Source organism: Nocardioides sp. R-C-SC26, from assembly GCF_021246465.1.
In the GTDB taxonomy this organism is placed as follows: Bacteria; Actinomycetota; Actinomycetes; order Propionibacteriales; family Nocardioidaceae; genus Nocardioides.
The window spans coordinates 63,549-80,577 of sequence record NZ_JAHRHK010000002.1 but is presented as its reverse complement, the minus strand read 5'-3'; the positions used below and the strand labels follow the sequence as shown (position 1 = coordinate 80,577).

Sequence of the window (17,029 nt, the reverse complement as noted above, 5' to 3'; positions counted from 1 at the left end):
TCGTCCTGGTCGGGGTCGCGCGCCGACGGTGGGCGGCGAGCGGGTGAGGTGCGGGCTGTGTCTCAGGCCGAGGCGTCGCCCAGCAGGGCGGCGCGGATCAGCTCGACTTCGCCGGTGCCGTCCTCGGGCACCACGAAGCCGTCGAGCGAGCAGATCTCCTCGATCGCGTCGTGCACGTCGTCGGGGCTGACGGGCTCGCGGCCGCCGTACCACCCCGGCGTGGTGCCGACGAACAGCCGCGCGACGCGACCACCGCCGGCGGAGAGCACGTGGTGGTTGAGCGTGCACGCCTCGGAGACCAGGTACGCAGCCACGGGAGCCACGTGCTCGGGCTCGAACCGATCGGCGAGCTCGCCGAGCAGCCCCTCCGTCATCCGCGTCGCCGCCGTCGGCGAGAGCGCGTTCACGGTGATCCCGTGTCGCCGGCCCTCGATCGAGAGCACGTTCATCAGCCCGAGGAGACCCGCCTTCGCGGCGGCGTAGCTGGCCTGGCCGTAGTTGCCCAGCAGGCCGGAGGCGGACGTCGTCAGCAGGATCCGGCCGTAGCCCTGCTCGACCATCACCGGCCATGCCGGTCGCAGCACGTGGAACGCACCCCGCAGGTGGACGTCGAGCACCGGGTCGACGTCGTCGGGCCCGGCCTTGGCGAACGACCGGTCGCGCAGGATGCCGGCGTTGTGGATCACGGCATCGAGGCGACCCGTGGCCTCCAGAGCGGTCGCGACGAGCAGCTCGCCTCCGGCTTCCTCGGTCACCGACGCGGCGCATGCCGTCGCCCTTCCGCCGGCGTCCTCGATCTCCGCGACGACGGCATCGGCGACCGCCGACGACCCGCCCTCGCCGTGGACCGAGCCACCGACGTCGTTGACGACGACGTGGGCGCCGCGCGAGGCGAGCAGCAGCGCGTGGGCGCGGCCGATCCCGTTGCCGGCACCGGTGACGAGCACGGTGCGACCGGCGAAGTCGACGCTCACGCCGCCTCCCCCTCGTCGCCGGTGCTGGTGCCCGTGGTGGCGCCAGCACTCGCGGACTCGGCGTACTCCGGGTCACGATCACGACCGAGCACGGCGACGAAGGCCACGCACGAGCCCGGCTGACCGCCGAGGTTCTGCACCAGCGCGAGCGATGCGTCGGGAACCTGCCGGTCGCCGGCCTCGCCGCGCAGCTGGGTCCAGGCCTCGAACATCATCCGCAGCCCGGTCGCGCCGATCGGGTGGCCGAACGACTTCAACCCGCCGTCGGTGTTGACCGGCAGGCCACCGCCGAGGCCGTAGCGTCCGTCGAGGACGTCGCGCCATCCCTGCCCACGCTCGGAGAACCCGAGGTCCTCCATGAGCACGAGCTCGGTCGGCGTGAAGCAGTCGTGCACCTCCGCCAGCGAGATCTGGGTCGCAGGGTCGGTCACGCCGGCCTGTTCGTAGGCGACGCCGGCTGCCTGGACGACCTCGGGGAACGTGGTGAAGTCGTACTCGTCGGCGGCCAGCCCCTCACCGGACCCCGACACGAAACCCATGCCACGCAGGAAGATCGGGGTGTCGGTGTAGCGGTAGGCGTCCTCGGCTCGCACCAGGATCGCCGCGGCGGAACCGTCGGAGACGCCCGAGCAGTCCATCACGCCGAGAGGGCCGGCGATGCGCGGGGCGCGCTCGACGGCTTCCGCGGTGACCGGGCTGCGGAACTGGGCGCGCTCGTTGAGCGCGCCGTGGGCGTGGTTCTTGACCGCGATCGCGGTCAGGGTGCTGCGCAGGTCGGCGTCCTCGAGCCCGTAGGCCTGCTGGTAGGCCGGCGCCAGCAGCGAGAAGCTCGCCGGCGCCGTCCAGTCCACGTCGGTGCCGTCGGCCGGGGGCCAGACCGCGGTCAGCCCCGAGAACGAGGAGTCCTTGAGCTTCTCCACACCCGTGGCCATCACGACGTCGTAGGCGCCGGAGGCCACCGCGAACGCGGCGTTGCGGAAGGCCTCGGAGCCGGTGGCGCAGTAGTTCTCCACACGGGTCACCGGCTTGCCGCGCAGGCGCAGCGGTCGCGAGAGGGTCTGGCCGGACATGCCGGAACCCTGGGTGCCCACCCAGAACGCGTCGACGTCGTCGAGGCTCAGGCCGGGCACGCCGGCGACACACTCGCGGACGGCCTCGACGAGAAGGTCGTCGGCCGAGCGGTCCCAGTGATCGCGGAACGGCGTGCAGCCCATCCCGACGATCGCCACGTCGTGGGTCATCCGCCTACTCGCCATCGGTGTGGTCCTCCCACGGTCGCAGCTTCCAGAAGTAGTTGTGCACGGCGTCGGTGGTCCACAACCGACGGAAGGTCGGCCGCATCCGATCGCCGACGGCGAGCGTCGCAGGGTCGACGTCGGTCGCGTACGCCGTCAGCCGGCCACCGCCCTCGACGTCGGCGACGACCATCGCCACCTCGCGCTCGGGCATGGTGGTCAGCCGGTCCTGCGCGACGCTGACGATGCGGGCCGGCAGGTCCCGCAGGCTGACGTGCTTGCCCCCCTCGACCGACCCGCACCGGGCGCACACCGGGCCGGGGGGCGTCGTGACAGCGCTGCAGGCGTCGCAGCGCATCCCCTCCAGCCGGTACTTCCAGTCGCGGCGGCGGTGGATCGGCGGCGCCGCCGGTGCGGGGGCCGCGGGCCGCGCCGGACCCTGGACGTCGAGCAGGCCCCGCCAGCGCAGGTAGCGCGCGTAGCTGACCGGCACTCGCCGGGCGAGCTGCTCGGCGACGCTCGGGCCGCCCCGCGCCGCGCGCACGCCTTCCCCGACTCTCAGGAGCAGTGCGTCCGCACCATCGGTGGCGCTGACGAGCAGGACGAGCGTGCCGGGCTCGGCGACGTCGAGAGCCGAGGCGAGCAGCAGCCCCGGGTGGGCAGCGCCGGTGAACCCGGTCTGCGCCTCGACCGCCGCGTCGGCACCGTCTCCGCCCAGGCGCTTGCGCAGGGTGGCGGCGGCACGCGCGTTGGACGAGCTGACCACGACGACGTCGGGGCGCTCGATGCCGGCCTCGGCGAGCACCTGGCCGACGACGTCGGTGGCGGCGCGCACGAGCAGGTCGGCGGTGAAGCGCTCGTCCCACACCCGGTCGACCCGCTCGCCGGGCAGGCGCCAGCGCTCGAGCATCTCCTCGGTGCGGGTCGCGCGGGCGACCAGTTCAGCGGCCCGGGCGTCGCCACCGAGGAACGCCGCGGCAGCGTCGCCCTGGGCGAGCTCGTCGGGCGCTCCGGGGCGGGTCATCCGCAGGTCGGCGGCCGTCGCCAGTCCCCCGGTGCGCAGCGCCAGGTCGAGCCCGCTCAGTCCCGAGCGGTGACCGCGCAGGTCCAACGAGGTCACCGACGGTTCGAGTGCGAGCGCCTCGTGCACGATCGTCGCCGCGGTCTTCGCGTCATAGGGCGAGGAGGTGGTGGCGAGCGTCAGCAGCCCGTCCTCGGCCGGGGCGCGACCCAGACGGCGCGCGACCTCGACGGCCATGGTCACCGGGTCCTCGTCGTAGGCCGCGACGGCGCGAGCCCCTCGGGGCCGGGGTGCGTCGGGATCGAGCCGGTTGTCGTCGAGCACGTGAAGCGGCACGTAGGCCGCATAGGCGGCCAGTCCGATCGACGTGCGTGAGGGCACCTGGTCAGGCACCTGGTCAGGCATGGGGGTTCTCGACTCCTTCGGTCCAGGTGGGCACGGCGGCGAGCAGCCGTCGGGTGTAGGGGTCCTGCGGTCGGTCCAGCACCTCGGCGGTGGGTCCGCTCTCCACGACGCGTCCCTGCGACATGACCACGATCCGGTCGCACAGGTCGCTGGCGAGCATGAGGTCGTGAGTGACGAAGAGCAGACCGAGGCCGAGGTCGTCGATCAGCGTGCGGAACAGCCGCACGACCTCGGCCTGGGTGGTGACGTCGAGTGCCGTGGTGCATTCGTCGGCGATCACCAGCGAGGGGCGAGTGACCACGGCGAGCGCGATCGCGACCCGTTGGCGGAGTCCGCCGCTGAGCTGGTGGGGATAGCTGTCGAGCACCCGATCGGGATCCTCGATCCGCATCTCGCGCAGCACGTCCTCCGAGCGTCGGGTGACGTCGTCGCGGCTGATGCCGGGCTCGTGGCGACGGAGCACCTCGGCGAGCTGGCGGCGCACCCGGATGAGGGGGTTGAGCGAGCGCGAGGCGCCCTGGAAGACCATGCCGACACGACGACCCCGTGCCTGGTCGGTGGCGCCGACGCCGGGCGCGACGATCGTCTCGCCCGCGAGCTCGATCGCTCCGCCGGCGATGCTCACGTTGCGCTCGAGCAGGCCGACGACGGCGCGCGCGAGCGTGGTCTTGCCGCTGCCGGACTCCCCCACGACGCCGAGCACTTCGCCGGGCGCGATCGCGATGCTGACGCCGTCGAGCAGGGTGAGCGAGCGATCGGCCAGAGCGGCCGTCGCCGTCAGGTCGCGGACGGCGAGCAGGTCGCCGTCGGGGCGGGCGGCGGGAGCGGTCTCGAAGGTTGGCTCGGCGGCCATCATCGCCTCCTCTTGCGCGGGTCGTGGTGGGTGAGCAGGGCGTCGCCGAGGAGGTTCACGAGCAACACGACCACGGTGATGGCGAGGCCGGGGAAGGCCGCGACCCACCATGCGCGCGAGAGCACGTCCTGGCCCGAGGCCAACATCGCGCCCCAACTGATGTCGGGCGGCACGATGCCCAGGCCGAGGAAGCTCAGCGCGCTCTCGACCAGGATCGCGGTCCCGACCTGCAGGGTGCCGAGCGCGACGATCGTGCCCGCCAGGTTCGGCACGACGTGGCGCAGCACGATGCGCACCTCGGATGCGCCTGCGGCACGCAGCCCGAGCACGAACTGCCGCTCGCGCACGGTCATCGCGACCGAACGGGTCACGCGGGCGCAGGGCGCCCACCCGGTCAGGGCGAGCACCAGGAAGAGGATCGGCAGCGAGCTGCCCTGGCTGGCGATCACCGCCAACGCGATGAGGATGAAGGGCAGCGCGAGCTGGGCGTCGATGACGCGCGAGACCACGACGTCGACCCAGCCGCGGCAATAGCCGGCGAGCACCCCGACGAGCGTGCCGGGACCGATCGCGACCAACGCTCCGACCAAGCCGATCAGGAGCGTCAGCCGCCCGCCCTCGACCAAGCGCGCGAGCACGTCCTGACCGAGCTTGTCGGTGCCCAGCGGGTGGCTCCACTCACCGCCGGAGAGGACCGCCGGCGGTGCCAGCGGGTTGCCGAGGTCCTGCTGGTGCGGGTCGTGCAGCAGGCCGGTCCACGGGAGCACGACCACCGTGACGGCGATCAGGATCAGCGGCGCGGAGAGCCAGAAGACCGAGGTGCGGCGGGCCCGGCGGGGGCGGTCGCCACCTGCTCGTCGGGTCGCGCGGCGGCGCCCCGGAGGGGCGGGTGCGAGCTCGACCGCGGATGCGGTCGCGGAGGCGTCGAACTGGGACATCGCGGTCACCTCAGCCGGGGGTCGATGAGCGCGTGCAGGACGTCGACGAGCTGGTTGAGCAGCACGAACGTGATCGCGCCGAACACCACGATCGCCTGCACCAGCGGGAAGTCGCGGAACTGGATGGCCTGCAGCGCGAGCTGCCCCAGGCCGGGCCAGGAGTAGACGTACTCGACGGCGACGGCACCCGAGAGCAGGGTGCCGGTCTGCAGCACCACGATCGTCAGCACGGGCAGCGCCGCGTTGCCGAAGCCGTGTCGCCAGACCACCTGCCGGGTCGCGAGCCCGCGTGCGCGGGCGGCGTCGATGAACGGCTCGCGCAGCACCTCGCTCATGGTGGCGCGGGTCAGACGGGCGATGTGCGCCATCGGGTAGAGCGCCATCGTGAGCGCGGGCAGCACCAGATGCTGGGGCGAACCCGACTGACCCGCCGGCAGCAGGTCCAGTTTCACCGCGAAGAGCAGGACCAGCATCATGCCGAGCCAGAAGACCGGCACCGACTGGCCGAGGAGTGCGAGCGCCGAGGCGCCGCGGTCCCACCAGGTGCCCTCGCGGGTGGCGGCCAGGACGCCGAGCGGCACGCCCACGAGGACGGCGAGCAGCATGCCGGCGCCGACCAGCTGGAGGGTGTAGGGCAGACGGTCGGCGATCATCTGGGTGTTGGACTGGTAGAACTGCAGCGAGGTGCCGAGGTCGCCGGTGACGATGCCGCGCAGGTACTCCAGGTACTGCACGATCAACGGCTGGTCGAGACCCAGCTCGGCGCGGAGGGCCTCGCGTTGCTCGGGCGAGGCCATCGGTCCGAGGATCGTCGACGTCGGATCGCCCGACATCCGACCCAGCGCGAAGGCGATCGTCACGGCGATCAGCAGTGTCACCAGCGCGCCGCCGACGCGCAGCAGGATGCGGCGGGCACGCTCCGCGCCGCGCCCTGACGGAGCCGGTGACTGCGCAGCCGGAGCCGACCGGTCCGACGGAGCCACCGGTGGCGATCCCGCGAGCGGGGCCTGCAGTTCCTGGGTCATCGCCGCGCCCTCCATCGCGCTCCGGGCATCGCCTCGATGAGCCGACGCGTGTAGGGGTCCTGCGGGTCGGTGAAGACCTGGTCGACCGGGCCCGACTCGACCACCTTCCCGCGGAACATCACGTGCACCTGCTGACAGATGCTGCGCACCACGGCGAGGTCGTGGCTGATGAAGAGCATCGAGGCGCCCGCCGTGCGCTGCGAGGCTCGCAGCAGCTCCAGCACGTCAGCCTGGACCGAGACGTCGAGGCCCGACGTCGGCTCGTCGGCGACGATCAGGCGCGGCCGCATCACCAGCGCGCGGGCGATGCAGACCCGCTGGGCCTGCCCGCCGCTGAGCTGGTGGGGGTAGCGGTCGAGCAGCTCCGGAGCCAGACGCACCTGCTCCAGCAGCGCCTCGTCGTCGATCCACGACGTGCGCTCGGGCTGAAGGCCGCGCAGCTCGCGCAGCCCCGACCGCACCGACTGGCGCGGATCCAGCGAGCCGTGCGGGTCCTGGAAGACGACCTGCACCTCCGGTCGCAGGGCACGCAGCTCCCGCGACCGGAGGGCGCGCAGATCACGTCCGAGCAGGCGCAGCCCGCCCGACCCAGTGGCTCCCAGGCCCGTCGCAGCCATGGCGAGTGTCGTCTTGCCCGAGCCCGACTCGCCCACGACGCCGACGGTCTCCCCGGCACCGATCGCCAGCGAGACGCCGTCGACCGCGCGGAACATCTCGCGGCTGCGTTCGCGTCGGTGCTCGATCACCAGGTCGGTGATCTCCAGCACCGGGCCGGTGCCGCCGTCGCCGGGAGGCGTGCCGGGACGGCGGCCGGAACCGGCCGCCGTCCCCTGCTCGAGCGTGTTCGCCATGGTGTTTCGGATCAGCCCTTCGTCGCCTGGGAGAAGTTCCACGCGTTCAGCGGGCTGTAGACGACGCCGCTGACGTCGTCGGCGGTCGCGTAGGCGTAGACCTGGCGGTAGAGCGGGATGTAGCAGTTCTTCTCCACGACGGCCGTGGTGTTCAGCGCGTCGTAGATCGGCTGGCTCGCCTCGGCGTCCGGCTGCTCCAGCGCCTCGGCCACCTGGGCGTCGATCGCGGGGTCGGGGCAGTTGCCGGTGATCGAGGCGGTCTTGAGGAAGCCGCTGGCGAAGAAGTCCGGCACGGCGACGTTCGGCACGCCGGCGAACAGGTAGAGACCGTTCAGCTCGCGTCCGACCACCTGGCCCACCAGAGAGCCGTAGTCGAGCGGGTTGTAGGTGACCTTGAAGCCCACGGCCTCGAGCATGCCGCCCACAGCCTGGGCGACCTCCTCGATGTTGGTGTACTGGCCGGCGGGGTAGGTGATCGGCACCTCCGGCGAGGCACCGTCGAGCAGGTCACGCGCCGCATCGGGATCGGGCGAGACGGCCTCGGTGGGCTGCTCGCCGGGCTTGACGTCGAGCAGGCCGCCGTCGGCGACCGCCTTGCCGTCGAAGATCCCGGAGACGATCTGGTCGCGGTCGACGGCCAGAGCGGCGGCCTTGGCGACGTCGGGGTCGTCGAACGGGGCCTTGTCGGTCTGCAGGAAGCCGATGATCTTGATCGCCGACTCCTCCGCGACCACGGTCAGACCGGCATCCTCGGCCTCGTCCTGCTGGGTCGGCGGGAGGTCGAGGGCGACGTCGACGCTGCCGCTGCGCAGCAGGGCGAGACGCTGGCTCGGCTCGGTCGACCAGCTGAAGACGATCTCGTCGTTCGCGGGCTTCTCGCCCCAATAGTCCTCGTTGGCGACCACGGTCATGTCGCGGCCGGCGTTCTGACCCTCGAACACGTAGGGGCCAGTGCCGATCGGCGCGGCGGCGAAGCCCTCGCTGCCCTGCTCCTCGTAGTACGCCGGCGGCACCAGGTACACAGTCGTGAGCTGGTTGGGCACCGTGTACTGCGGAGTCGAGGTCTTGATCACCACGGTCGTGGCGTCGGGCGCCTCGAACGACGTCGCGTTGGCCCAGTAGGACTTCAGGATCGAGGTGTCGGTGTCGCGGGTGAGCTCGAGGGTCTTCACCACGGCGGCGGCGTCGGCGGGCTCGCCGTTGCTGAAGGTGACGCCCTCACGCAGAGTCAGCGTCCACGTCGTGTCGTCGGTGCGCTCCCAGGCCGTGATCAGACCGGTGTCAGTCGGGTCCAGGTTCTCGTCGGTGGCGATCAAGGGCTCGATCACCGTCGACCAGACGACCTGGGCCGAGCGGGCGCCGACGATCGGGTCCAGGGTGGCGGGCTGGGCGTTGAGCAGGACGCGCAGCTCGCCGCTCGCGCCGCCGCCGCCGGGCGAGGACGCGTCGTCCCCACCGCAGGCGGCCAGGCCGAACGAGAGCAACGCGGCGGCGGAGACGCCGGCGACGCTGCGGCGCAGGGTCGAACGTCGTGCCAGGCGACGGTGCTTGGTCATGGTCTCTCTTCTCTCTCCAGGGCGGACTCGGTCGCCGTTGCGTTCCCGAGACGCGGACCGTGAACGCAAAGTACCGACCAGTTGGTATCAAGTCAACGATTTCCTGAGACCGTGATCACATCCTCTCCGGTCGGGGGTAGCCGTCGAGGCATCGGCCACCCTGAGGGCGCCTGTCGCCGTCGGTCGAGGAGGCCGCACACGCTGGGGACCCAACGGTCGGGACGGCTGCACTGCGGCCGTCGCACGACCCCACGCGATCGATCGCCGCCGCCCTCTTCCATTCATACCGACTGGTATGTATTATCTGATCCCATGTCCGAACACCACGTGGGCCTGACCAGTGACGGTTCCGTCGCCACGGTCCGCTTCGACCGCTCCGCCCGCGGCAACGCGATGACGGCACCCGCACTCGCCGACCTGGTCGCCGCGCTGGAGCGAGCGGCCGACGACGAGCAGGTCCACGTGCTCGTGCTGGAGATGGCCGGAGCGCACTTCTGCGCTGGGTGGGACACCTCCACCTTCGCCGACCTCGCGATGGCATCGGAGCGCCAGATCGCGGACGATCTTCGCGACAACGACGCGCTCCTGGCCCGCATCGCCGCGCTTCCCGTGCCCGTGCTGACGGCGGTACGCGGCCGCGTCGCGGGCTTCGGCGCCGGTCTCCTCGCCTCGGTGACGGTGCCGATCGTCTCCTCCGAGGCGACCCTGGCGCTGCCGGAGGCGCGCTTCGGCATCTGCCCGGGCGGGGTGCTGCACACGATGCTCGACCGCCTCCCCGCGCCGGCCGTCGCGCTCCTCGTGCACACCGGAAAGGTCGCGACGGCCACCGAGCTGACGGCGTGGGGGCTCGCGGCGCGCATGGTCGACCCGGACGAACTGGACGACGCCGTAGCCGATCTGGCCGCCCAGATCGCAGCGAACCCTCCCGGCACCTCGCGCGCCGTCGTCGCAGCGACTCGTGCCGTGCTCGACGTCGGGTCGCCGGAGCCGGCCTATCTCGCGGCCGCGAGGTCGCTGCGCAGCGGATCGGCGCGAGCATGAACACCCTCGGTCGCACCCGCTTCCTCGCCGGCGAGCCGGCCTGGATCGAGCTGAGTGCCGCCGACGCGGACGCCGCCGAGGAGTTCTACGTCCGCCTGCTCGGGTGGAAGGTGCGCCACGAGCGCCTGGGTGACGGCGTGTACCGGATGTGCTCACTCGACGGCCGCGACGTCGCCGGGATCGTCTCGGCCGAGCACCTGCACGGCGGGGCGTCCCGCGGGTGGATCACCTACGTGGCCGTCGACGACGCCGCGGACGCCGTCCGCCGCGCGCTGGCGCTGGGCGCGGAGATCGTGCAGCCGCCCCGCACCCTGCCCGACGCCGGCGTCGGCGCCTGCGTGGTCGACCCGTTCGGCGCGATCCTCGGGCTCTACCAGGGCGAGGCGCGCGCCGGCATCGAGTCGCTCAACACCGTCGGCGCCCTCTGCTGGAACGAGCTCTCGACGGGCGAGCCCGACGGGTCGATCGCCTTCTACCGCGAGCTGTTCGGCTTCGACACGCGCCGTGACCTCTCCCCGACCGATCAGCCCTACACCGTGCTCACCGTCGGCGAGGACCTGCCGGTGGCCGGTGTACTGGAGCTGGAGCAGGTCTGGCCCAACGTGCTGCCGGCACGGTGGCTGCCCTATCTCGGCGTCGCCGACATCGACGCGGCCGTCGAGTCGGTGCTCGCCCTCGGCGGCGCGCTGAGTCTCGGCCCCGTGCGTACCCAGCACGGCGTTCTGGTGGTCGTGCACGACCCCGGAGGCAACGCGCTCAACCTCATCGCGCTCGAGACCGGCCTGCGCCGGAGCGCCCTCTTCCCGACCACGACAGGTGCCTGACATGACCGAGCCGCTCTTCGACACCGCCCAGTTCCGGGCCGTGTGCTCGCAGTTCCCCACCGGCGTCACCGCGGTCACCGCCATCGACGCGGACGGCGAGTGCGCGGCACTGACGGTCAACTCCTTCACCTCGGTCTCGCTCGAGCCCGCGCAGGTGCTGTTCTGCATCGGCACCTCCGCCTCGAGCTATCCGCTGATCTCCCGCGCGACCCGAGTCGCGGTGCACGTGCTGCGCCAGGACCAGGAGGAGATCGCCCGTCGGTTCGCGACCTCGGGCGTCACCGCTGCCGAGAAGCTGGCCGGCGTCTCGTGGAGCGCCGGTCCAGGTGGCGTGCCGGTGCTGCCGGACACGTCCGCGACGCTACTCGGCACGGTCGGCGACCGGATCCACAGCGGTGACCACGTCATCGTGCTGCTCGACGTCGACCACGTCGACCTGAAGCCGTCGCCGCTCTCGGCCTTGGCCTTCTACCAGGGCCGGTTCGCCGCGCCCGTCGGCCCGGTCGCGCCGACCGCCTGACCTGCCAGGTCTCAGGGCCCCCGGTCGTCGAGGAGCGAGCGGACCCCGGTGGTTGAGGCGCGAGCGCCAGCGAGCGTCTCGAGACCCGGTGCGCCGAGAGGCTGCCGTTCCTCTCGCCGGGTCTCGAGACGGTCGCAGAGCGACCTCCTCGACCACCAACGAATCCGCGCGGCCTCCTCGACCGCCGGACGACGTGGTCAGTCCTGCAGCAGGCCGTCGAGCACGATGGCGCCGAACTGGTCCGCGACGTCCTCGATGCTCAGCGAGCCGGCCGGGTTGAACCACTGGAAGGCCCAGGCGCACATGCCGAGGATGCCGAAGGTGACGATCCGGGCGCTGACGTCGGAGCGGAACCGCCCGGCGTCGATACCGGCCTGGACGACGGAGCGGAAGATCGTCTCGACCTCGTCGCGCTTGCGGGTCACCTCGATGAGCCGTTCGCCGGTGAGGTGACGTCGCTCCTGCTGGAAGATGGCGACGTGCGCACGGTGCTCGGCGACGCCCTCGAGGCTGAGCTGGACCAGGGCACGCAGCTGGTCGAGCGGATCGCCGCCCTTCTCGACGACGGCGAGAGCTCCCTCGCGCTGGGTCTCCAGGTACTCGTCCTGGATGCGCCAGAGCAGATCTTCCTTGCTCTCGAAGTGGTGGTAGAACGCGCCCTTGGTCAGGTTGGCGTCGCCGACGATCTGCTGCAGCGAGGTGCGGTCGAAGCCGTGCTCCTCGAAGAGGCGCAGGGCGCTCGACACCAGATGGCTGCGAGTGCGCTGGGGGTCGTACCCGTCCGGCCAGCGTCGACGGCCCGTCTTCTCCTCGGCCATGTCCAACTCCTGCGTCTATCCAGTGGGCCGTTCCGCGCCTCAGTCGTAGTAGCGGAACACGATGTCGGCCACACAGCAGGTCTGTGCGTCGCGCGCGAACTCTAACGCCACGCGGGCTCCTGCCTGCACTCCCGCGCCGTCGCCGATCGGCGTGGCGTGGGTGAGGACGGCGACGGCGCGCAACTCCTCGCCCGGCGGGAGCGGCTTGACGAACCGCACCCGGTCGAGCCCGTAGTTCACGCCCATCGAGAACTCCTCGACCACGAGGATGTCGGCGAGGAGCCGCGGCACCAGGGCGAGAGTGAAGAATCCGTGCACCACAGTGCTGCCGAAGGGCCCGGACGCTGCGCGCTCGACGTCGACGTGGATCCATTGGTGGTCGTCGGTGAGATCGGCGAAGGTGTCGACCTCGGCCTGACTGACCACGATCGGGCCGCTGCGGCCGAGTTCCTGCCCGACGAGGTCGAGCAGGCCGGCCGGCCGGTCGACCCGGGTGGTGCGGGGGGCATCGGGGGCGGCTGTCTCGGTCATGGACTCTCCTGGAACTCGGGTGGGCTGAACGATGTGGCGGCGTGGTCGGTGTGCAGGCGCGGGGGTCTCAACGGCGGAACGCCGCGGCGTGCTCGCGGGCGCGCGACCGGTCGACGTGCTCGAGCAGCACCTGCCACTCCAGCTCCAGGGCGTCGTCGAGGTCGGCGGACCTGCGCCGGGTCAGGCGGAGCATCCGGTCCACCGCGTCTGCGTCGTGAGCGGCCAGCACGTCGACGGCTTCGGCGACGCGGGCGTCGAGGCGGTCGATCGGCACGACGTCGCCCACGAGGCCGATCTCCTGGGCCTGCTCCGCCGTCCAGATCTCGCCGCCGAGCAGCAAGCGGGTCGCGGACGTCGCGCCGATCGCCGCCGCGAGCAGCGCGGAGGAGCCCCACCCGGGCACCTGGCCCTGACTGAGGTGACGGTCGCCGATCCGTGCGCGCGGGGTCGCCATCACCAGGTCGCACGCGAGCATCAGCTCGAGGCCGCCCGCGAACGCGACGCCGTCGACGGCGGCGATCACCGGCACGCGTGCGGATCGGAGACGGGTCACCAGATCGCGGCCGCGGCGCAGGAACGCCACGAGCGCATCGCGGTCGGCGGCGAGCGAGCCTGCCTCCTTCAGATCGGCTCCGGGGCAGAAGATGCCGCCTGCACCGGCGAGCACCAGCACCCGGACGGCGGTGTCGCGCTCGGCGTCGTCGAGCCATGCCTCGAGCGCGGCCATCACCGGGGTGCCGCACGCGTTGGCGCGGTCGGGCCGGTCGATCACGGCCCAGCTCGCCGGGCCGCGGCGCTCGCGGCGCACCGCCGTCGATGCGCTGGTGCTCACGTGAGGTCCACCGCGATCTTGCCGAACGGCCGGCCCGCGACGAGCCGCTCGAACTGCTCGGGTACGCCGTCGAGGGTGGCCACGACGTCGATCGCCGGCTCGAGCGCGTGCTGCTCGACGAACGCCACCAGGTCGTGGAGTTCGGCGAGCGTGCCCATGGACGACCCGAGGATCCGCAACTGACGGGCGAAGACCCGGGCGAGATCGGTCTCGGCGTGGAAGCCGGTGGCGGCGCCGCACACGACGACGGTGCCTCCGGGGCGCAGGGCCCGCAACGAGTGCTCCCACGTCGCCGCGCCGACGGACTCGATGACGACGTCGACCAGTGCGGGCAGCCGATCGCCGGCGGCGACGACGTGCGCTGCCCCGAGCGGGCGGGTGCGCTCGGCACGCTCGACGTCGCGGGCGGCGACGGTCACCTCGCATCCCATGGCGGCGGCGAGCTGCACCGCGGCGGTGGCCACTCCCCCACCCGCACCCTGCACGAGCACGCGGTGGCCGGCACGTACCCCGGCCTGGGTGGTGAGCATCCGCCACGCCGTCAGCCAGGAGGTGGGCAGGCACGCCGCCTGAGCCCAGTCCAGATGCGCCGGCTTGGCGACGAGATGGGTGCGGGGCACCGCGGTGCGCTGGGCGAGAGTCCCGTACCCGCCGTCGCAGAGCAGCGTCGCGCCAGGCGCCAGGGTTCCCGGCGCATCGGGCAGGACGGCGTGCAGCAGCACGTCGCGACCCTCGGCGACGCCGGCGCCGTCACTGCCGAGGACGAGCGGCAGCAGGTCCTCACGCAGCCCCGCACCGCGCAGCAGCCAGACGTCGTGCAGGTTGAGCGCGGCGGCGCGCAGGCGCACCTCGACCCAGTCCGCGTCGGGCGGGGTCGGTACCTCGACGTCGTCGCGGACGGCGAGCGCCGACAGCGGATCCTTCGGCGCCGCCCGTTCGACGACGGCGGCCTTCACCGCTGCTCCCCCGAACCGTTCCAGCTGACGACGTCGTGCAGCGGCCCGCGTGCGGCCGGAGCGAAGGTCAGCCCGCGGGTGTAGGCGACGGGCACGAGGGTGATGGGACGCCATGCGGCGGGGAGCCCGAGCACGTCGCGCACCTCCTCCGCGCGGTGGGCCAGCGCGGTGGCGAGCACCGAGCCGAGGCCGCGCGAGCGCAGCGCGAGCTGGAAGGACCACACGGCGGGGAAGATCGAGCCGTAGTAGCCCGAGGCGGTGCCGCCGACGATCTCCGATGGCAGCGGCTTCACGCTGCAGGCGACGACGAGCACCGGAACCCGCTCGAGGCGGTGGACGAGGTGCTCGACGCTGCCGAGCACGCGCTCCTGACGGTGACGCGTGGCGTCGTCGGGCCGGGTGCTGGGCGCGAGGCGCGTGGTGGTCGCCTCCTCGCCCGAGGCCAGGGGCGCGACGACCGTCTCGTGCCAGATGTCGCGATAGAGCGCGGCGACGCGCTCCTTCAGTACGTCGTCGTCCACCGCGACGAAGCGCCAGTGCTCCAGGTTCGAGCCCATCGGCGCCTGCTGCGCGAGCGCGAGGCACTCCTCGACGACCTCGCGTGGTACCGGCCGGTCGAGGTCGAGCCGGCGGCGGACCGCCCTCGTCGTCGTGAGCACCTGGTCGATGTCGGTGATCACCGGGCCACCTGCTGCGTGGTGCGACTCGCTCACCGGGCCGCCTCGGCGACTCCGGCCCGTCCACGGGCGAGTGTGGCGTGGCGGGTGGCATCGGACCGAGGGGCGAGCCGCGCGACCACGGGCGCGAGCGGCGCGCCGAGGGCCAGCAGGAACTCCCCGAGCATCTCGACGGGCACCGGCCGACGTCGATCGAGTCGACGCCGCGCACTGCGCGTCGTCGCCAGCATGTCGTGCAGATCCGTGCTCACGGAGCCTCCCTCATTCCGACCGGATGGTATGCATGTTCGACGCGTCTGTCCACCTCCTCCCACGGGGCGAGCTTTCAGGAAGCGGTGAGCTGATCCAGGTCGCGCAGGGCGAACCGGAGGTGCTCCCACTCCTCCTCGAGGATCGTGCGCAGGCAGGCCAGCGTGGTCTCCGGATGCCCTGGCGCCCAGGGGTTGTCGCGCGGGACGGCGAGCTCGGCGTCGGTCAGGGTGGCGAGGTGATCGCGCACCATCGCCTGCCGATCCGCGCGCAGACGGCGCACCTCGGCGAAGGTCGGCGTGCGGTCGTCGAAGACGCTGGTGTCGTAACCGTCGGTGGCGTACTCGGCGTGAGGCATCCCGAGCGGGTGGTACGGGTCGGCGATCTCGAGCACCGCTCCGCGCAGCCAGACGTCGGTCGCGAGCACGAGATGGCGCAGGGTCTGGGCGAAGGACCACTCGCCGTCCACGCTGGCGTTCAGTGTGTCCTCCGGCAGCGCGTCGGCACGGGTCATGGCGAGTGCCCAGGCCTCCTCCAGCACCGCCCACGCCGCCCGCAGCTGGTCGGCATCAGCCGCGCGACGCAGGTGTCGGCCGGGGAATCGCCGGTTGAGCTCGGCCTCGACGAAGGGGGCGACGTCGATGCCGTTGACGACGAGCGACCCCTCGCCCTCGAGCAGCCAGGGCGCGTCGATCTCGGCGCCGTCGACGTGCACCGCACGCAGCACGACGTCGCTCAGGTCGCAACGTTCGAAGCGCGCCCCGCGCAGACTGGCGTCGGTGATCCTCGCCCCGCGCAGCGACCCGTCAGGCCCGTTCTCGATCGGCATGGCGCCAGTCTGGGGCGTCGGCCGCCTCGCGGGAAGGCGCCGGTGCGAGCGTCACGAAACCCTGACGACTCACCAGGCCTCGTGACGGTCGCAGAGCGACCTCCTCGACCACCAGCCACCCCGGTGGTTGAGGAGCTCGCGCTAGCAGCCACCCCGGTGGTTGAGGAGCTCGCGCTAGCGACCGTCACGAAACCCCGGGTGCCGTCGGCGGCACCGGGTCGGCCGGCCGCGACTCGATCTGCTGGTGCTCGCGCTGGCGCACCGCCACCTTGATCTGCTCGAGGTTGTTGCGCAGCAGGTCGGAGATGAGCTCGTCCATGCGCGGGTCGCCGAGCATGGAGATCATCACGCGCAACGTCGTCTCGGTGACCTCGTCGACGATGGTGTCGTAGCCCGGCAGCCGCTTGACCACGCGTGAACTCGGGTCCTCTCGCACCTTCTCGGCCACCAGTGCCTTGAGCTCCTCGTGGTTCTCCCGCAGCGCCTCGGAGATGTTCTTGGTGTAGTGGCCGGTCTGGATGACGGCGGCCACCTCGTCGAGCACGACGATGGTGAGCGGCCGCTTGATGAGTTCGAGCAGCTTGAACGCCAGAGCGCTCGCGCGGCGCAGCACCCATGGCTGACGCATGCCGAACCGCACCAGCACCGCGCCCACGATGGCGGCGACGACGGAGGTCGCGACGAGCAGGACACCGATCAAGAACAGCAGGTCGAGTGTGCTCAGACCGTTGAGCCAGTCGCTCACGGCCGCCCCCTCACGACGTCGTTCCCGCGCATGGCACCAGTCTGGTGCATCGCCGGCAACTCGCGCCCCGATGGTTGCGGAGCCCGCACCCCTCCGGTGGTTGAGGAGCGAGCTCGGCGAGCGTCTCGAAACCCACGTCGGCCGGGGCA

At 72.2% G+C, this 17,029-nt stretch carries 19 protein-coding genes; 3 read left to right on the top strand and 16 right to left on the bottom strand.

What is annotated here, in order from left to right; translation table 11 throughout:
- Positions 1 to 62: 62 nt before the first annotated feature.
- From KSO97_RS02090 to KSO97_RS02055, 8 genes are read right to left on the bottom strand one after another with little or no spacing between them, the layout of a single operon-like run.
- Positions 63 to 974 carry an SDR family NAD(P)-dependent oxidoreductase gene (locus KSO97_RS02090; RefSeq protein WP_232676216.1) on the bottom strand — a complete coding sequence of 304 codons (912 nt, stop codon included), beginning with the start codon at positions 972 to 974 and terminating at the stop codon, positions 63 to 65.
- Entirely contained in the window at positions 971 to 2,215 is a 1,245-nt protein-coding gene (locus KSO97_RS02085) for an acetyl-CoA acetyltransferase (RefSeq protein WP_232676214.1), read from the bottom strand. Before KSO97_RS02085 ends, KSO97_RS02090 begins: the two co-directional genes overlap by 4 nt.
- Before the next feature lie 4 nt (positions 2,216 to 2,219).
- Positions 2,220 to 3,635 carry a zinc ribbon domain-containing protein gene (locus KSO97_RS02080; protein ID WP_232676213.1) on the bottom strand — a complete coding sequence of 472 codons (1,416 nt, stop codon included), beginning with the start codon at positions 3,633 to 3,635 and terminating at the stop codon, positions 2,220 to 2,222.
- Positions 3,628 to 4,488 (bottom strand): ABC transporter ATP-binding protein, encoded by an 861-nt coding sequence (locus KSO97_RS02075; RefSeq protein ID WP_232676212.1) that lies wholly within the window; start codon positions 4,486 to 4,488, stop codon positions 3,628 to 3,630. The genes KSO97_RS02080 and KSO97_RS02075 overlap by 8 nt, the downstream gene beginning before the upstream one ends.
- Positions 4,488 to 5,426, bottom strand: coding sequence for an ABC transporter permease (locus KSO97_RS02070; RefSeq protein WP_232676211.1), 939 nt, complete (start codon positions 5,424 to 5,426; stop codon positions 4,488 to 4,490). The genes KSO97_RS02075 and KSO97_RS02070 overlap by 1 nt, the downstream gene beginning before the upstream one ends.
- A gap of 5 nt (positions 5,427 to 5,431) precedes the next feature.
- Positions 5,432 to 6,451 (bottom strand): ABC transporter permease, encoded by a 1,020-nt coding sequence (locus tag KSO97_RS02065; RefSeq protein WP_232676210.1) that lies wholly within the window; start codon positions 6,449 to 6,451, stop codon positions 5,432 to 5,434.
- Positions 6,448 to 7,302, bottom strand: coding sequence for an ABC transporter ATP-binding protein (locus tag KSO97_RS02060; protein WP_232676209.1), 855 nt, complete (start codon positions 7,300 to 7,302; stop codon positions 6,448 to 6,450). The genes KSO97_RS02065 and KSO97_RS02060 overlap by 4 nt, the downstream gene beginning before the upstream one ends.
- Positions 7,303 to 7,313: 11 nt before the next feature.
- Positions 7,314 to 8,858, bottom strand: a complete 1,545-nt coding sequence (locus tag KSO97_RS02055; protein ID WP_232676208.1) for an ABC transporter substrate-binding protein — start codon at positions 8,856 to 8,858, stop codon at positions 7,314 to 7,316.
- A 312-nt stretch (positions 8,859 to 9,170) separates the two neighbouring features.
- Here KSO97_RS02055 and KSO97_RS02050 point away from each other — a divergent pair, with 312 nt between their 5' ends.
- The 3 genes from KSO97_RS02050 to KSO97_RS02040 are packed head-to-tail and all read left to right on the top strand — an operon-like array spanning position 9,171 to position 11,243.
- Positions 9,171 to 9,899 carry an enoyl-CoA hydratase/isomerase family protein gene (locus KSO97_RS02050; RefSeq protein ID WP_232676207.1) on the top strand — a complete coding sequence of 243 codons (729 nt, stop codon included), beginning with the start codon at positions 9,171 to 9,173 and terminating at the stop codon, positions 9,897 to 9,899.
- Positions 9,896 to 10,723 carry a VOC family protein gene (locus tag KSO97_RS02045; protein ID WP_232676205.1) on the top strand — a complete coding sequence of 276 codons (828 nt, stop codon included), beginning with the start codon at positions 9,896 to 9,898 and terminating at the stop codon, positions 10,721 to 10,723. The genes KSO97_RS02050 and KSO97_RS02045 overlap by 4 nt, the downstream gene beginning before the upstream one ends.
- A 1-nt stretch (position 10,724) precedes the next feature.
- The gene (locus KSO97_RS02040; protein WP_232676204.1) at positions 10,725 to 11,243 is read left to right on the top strand and encodes a flavin reductase family protein; all 519 of its coding nucleotides are present in this window, start codon (positions 10,725 to 10,727) and stop codon (positions 11,241 to 11,243) included.
- 197 nt (positions 11,244 to 11,440) lie between these two features.
- Here KSO97_RS02040 and KSO97_RS02035 read toward each other — a convergent pair whose 3' ends face one another.
- From KSO97_RS02035 to KSO97_RS02000, 8 genes are all read right to left on the bottom strand, one after another.
- Positions 11,441 to 12,061 carry a TetR/AcrR family transcriptional regulator gene (locus tag KSO97_RS02035; protein ID WP_232676203.1) on the bottom strand — a complete coding sequence of 207 codons (621 nt, stop codon included), beginning with the start codon at positions 12,059 to 12,061 and terminating at the stop codon, positions 11,441 to 11,443.
- Positions 12,062 to 12,100: 39 nt separating this feature from the next.
- On the bottom strand, positions 12,101 to 12,592 hold the full coding sequence (locus KSO97_RS02030; RefSeq protein ID WP_232676202.1) for a MaoC family dehydratase: 492 nt from the start codon (positions 12,590 to 12,592) through the stop codon (positions 12,101 to 12,103).
- 67 nt (positions 12,593 to 12,659) lie between these two features.
- Positions 12,660 to 13,424 (bottom strand): enoyl-CoA hydratase/isomerase family protein, encoded by a 765-nt coding sequence (locus tag KSO97_RS02025; protein WP_232676201.1) that lies wholly within the window; start codon positions 13,422 to 13,424, stop codon positions 12,660 to 12,662.
- Entirely contained in the window at positions 13,421 to 14,380 is a 960-nt protein-coding gene (locus tag KSO97_RS02020; protein WP_232676200.1) for a zinc-binding dehydrogenase, read from the bottom strand. Before KSO97_RS02020 ends, KSO97_RS02025 begins: the two co-directional genes overlap by 4 nt.
- The gene (locus KSO97_RS02015; RefSeq protein WP_232676199.1) at positions 14,377 to 15,093 is read right to left on the bottom strand and encodes a nitroreductase family protein; all 717 of its coding nucleotides are present in this window, start codon (positions 15,091 to 15,093) and stop codon (positions 14,377 to 14,379) included. Before KSO97_RS02015 ends, KSO97_RS02020 begins: the two co-directional genes overlap by 4 nt.
- Positions 15,090 to 15,308 carry a hypothetical protein gene (locus KSO97_RS02010; RefSeq protein WP_232676198.1) on the bottom strand — a complete coding sequence of 73 codons (219 nt, stop codon included), beginning with the start codon at positions 15,306 to 15,308 and terminating at the stop codon, positions 15,090 to 15,092. The genes KSO97_RS02015 and KSO97_RS02010 overlap by 4 nt, the downstream gene beginning before the upstream one ends.
- A 74-nt stretch (positions 15,309 to 15,382) precedes the next feature.
- Positions 15,383 to 16,135 (bottom strand): DinB family protein, encoded by a 753-nt coding sequence (locus KSO97_RS02005; RefSeq protein WP_232676196.1) that lies wholly within the window; start codon positions 16,133 to 16,135, stop codon positions 15,383 to 15,385.
- Between the two features lie 184 nt (positions 16,136 to 16,319).
- Positions 16,320 to 16,880, bottom strand: a complete 561-nt coding sequence (locus tag KSO97_RS02000) for a hypothetical protein (protein WP_232676195.1) — start codon at positions 16,878 to 16,880, stop codon at positions 16,320 to 16,322.
- Positions 16,881 to 17,029: the final 149 nt, after the last annotated feature.

Excerpts from the sequence above, each read along its gene's own strand:
- KSO97_RS02085 (WP_232676214.1), bottom strand. The coding sequence starts at position 2,215 with ATGACCCACGACGTGGCGATCGTCGGGATGGGCTGCACGCCGTTCCGC.
- KSO97_RS02080 (WP_232676213.1), bottom strand. The coding sequence starts at position 3,635 with ATGCCTGACCAGGTGCCTGACCAGGTGCCCTCACGCACGTCGATCGGA.
- KSO97_RS02075 (WP_232676212.1), bottom strand. The coding sequence starts at position 4,488 with ATGGCCGCCGAGCCAACCTTCGAGACCGCTCCCGCCGCCCGCCCCGAC.
- KSO97_RS02070 (WP_232676211.1), bottom strand. The coding sequence starts at position 5,426 with ATGTCCCAGTTCGACGCCTCCGCGACCGCATCCGCGGTCGAGCTCGCA.
- KSO97_RS02065 (WP_232676210.1), bottom strand. The coding sequence starts at position 6,451 with ATGACCCAGGAACTGCAGGCCCCGCTCGCGGGATCGCCACCGGTGGCT.
- KSO97_RS02060 (WP_232676209.1), bottom strand. The coding sequence starts at position 7,302 with ATGGCGAACACGCTCGAGCAGGGGACGGCGGCCGGTTCCGGCCGCCGT.
- KSO97_RS02055 (WP_232676208.1), bottom strand. The coding sequence starts at position 8,858 with ATGACCAAGCACCGTCGCCTGGCACGACGTTCGACCCTGCGCCGCAGC.
- KSO97_RS02050 (WP_232676207.1), top strand. The coding sequence starts at position 9,171 with ATGTCCGAACACCACGTGGGCCTGACCAGTGACGGTTCCGTCGCCACG.
- KSO97_RS02045 (WP_232676205.1), top strand. The coding sequence starts at position 9,896 with ATGAACACCCTCGGTCGCACCCGCTTCCTCGCCGGCGAGCCGGCCTGG.
- KSO97_RS02040 (WP_232676204.1), top strand. The coding sequence starts at position 10,725 with ATGACCGAGCCGCTCTTCGACACCGCCCAGTTCCGGGCCGTGTGCTCG.
- KSO97_RS02035 (WP_232676203.1), bottom strand. The coding sequence starts at position 12,061 with ATGGCCGAGGAGAAGACGGGCCGTCGACGCTGGCCGGACGGGTACGAC.
- KSO97_RS02030 (WP_232676202.1), bottom strand. The coding sequence starts at position 12,592 with ATGACCGAGACAGCCGCCCCCGATGCCCCCCGCACCACCCGGGTCGAC.
- KSO97_RS02005 (WP_232676196.1), bottom strand. The coding sequence starts at position 16,135 with ATGCCGATCGAGAACGGGCCTGACGGGTCGCTGCGCGGGGCGAGGATC.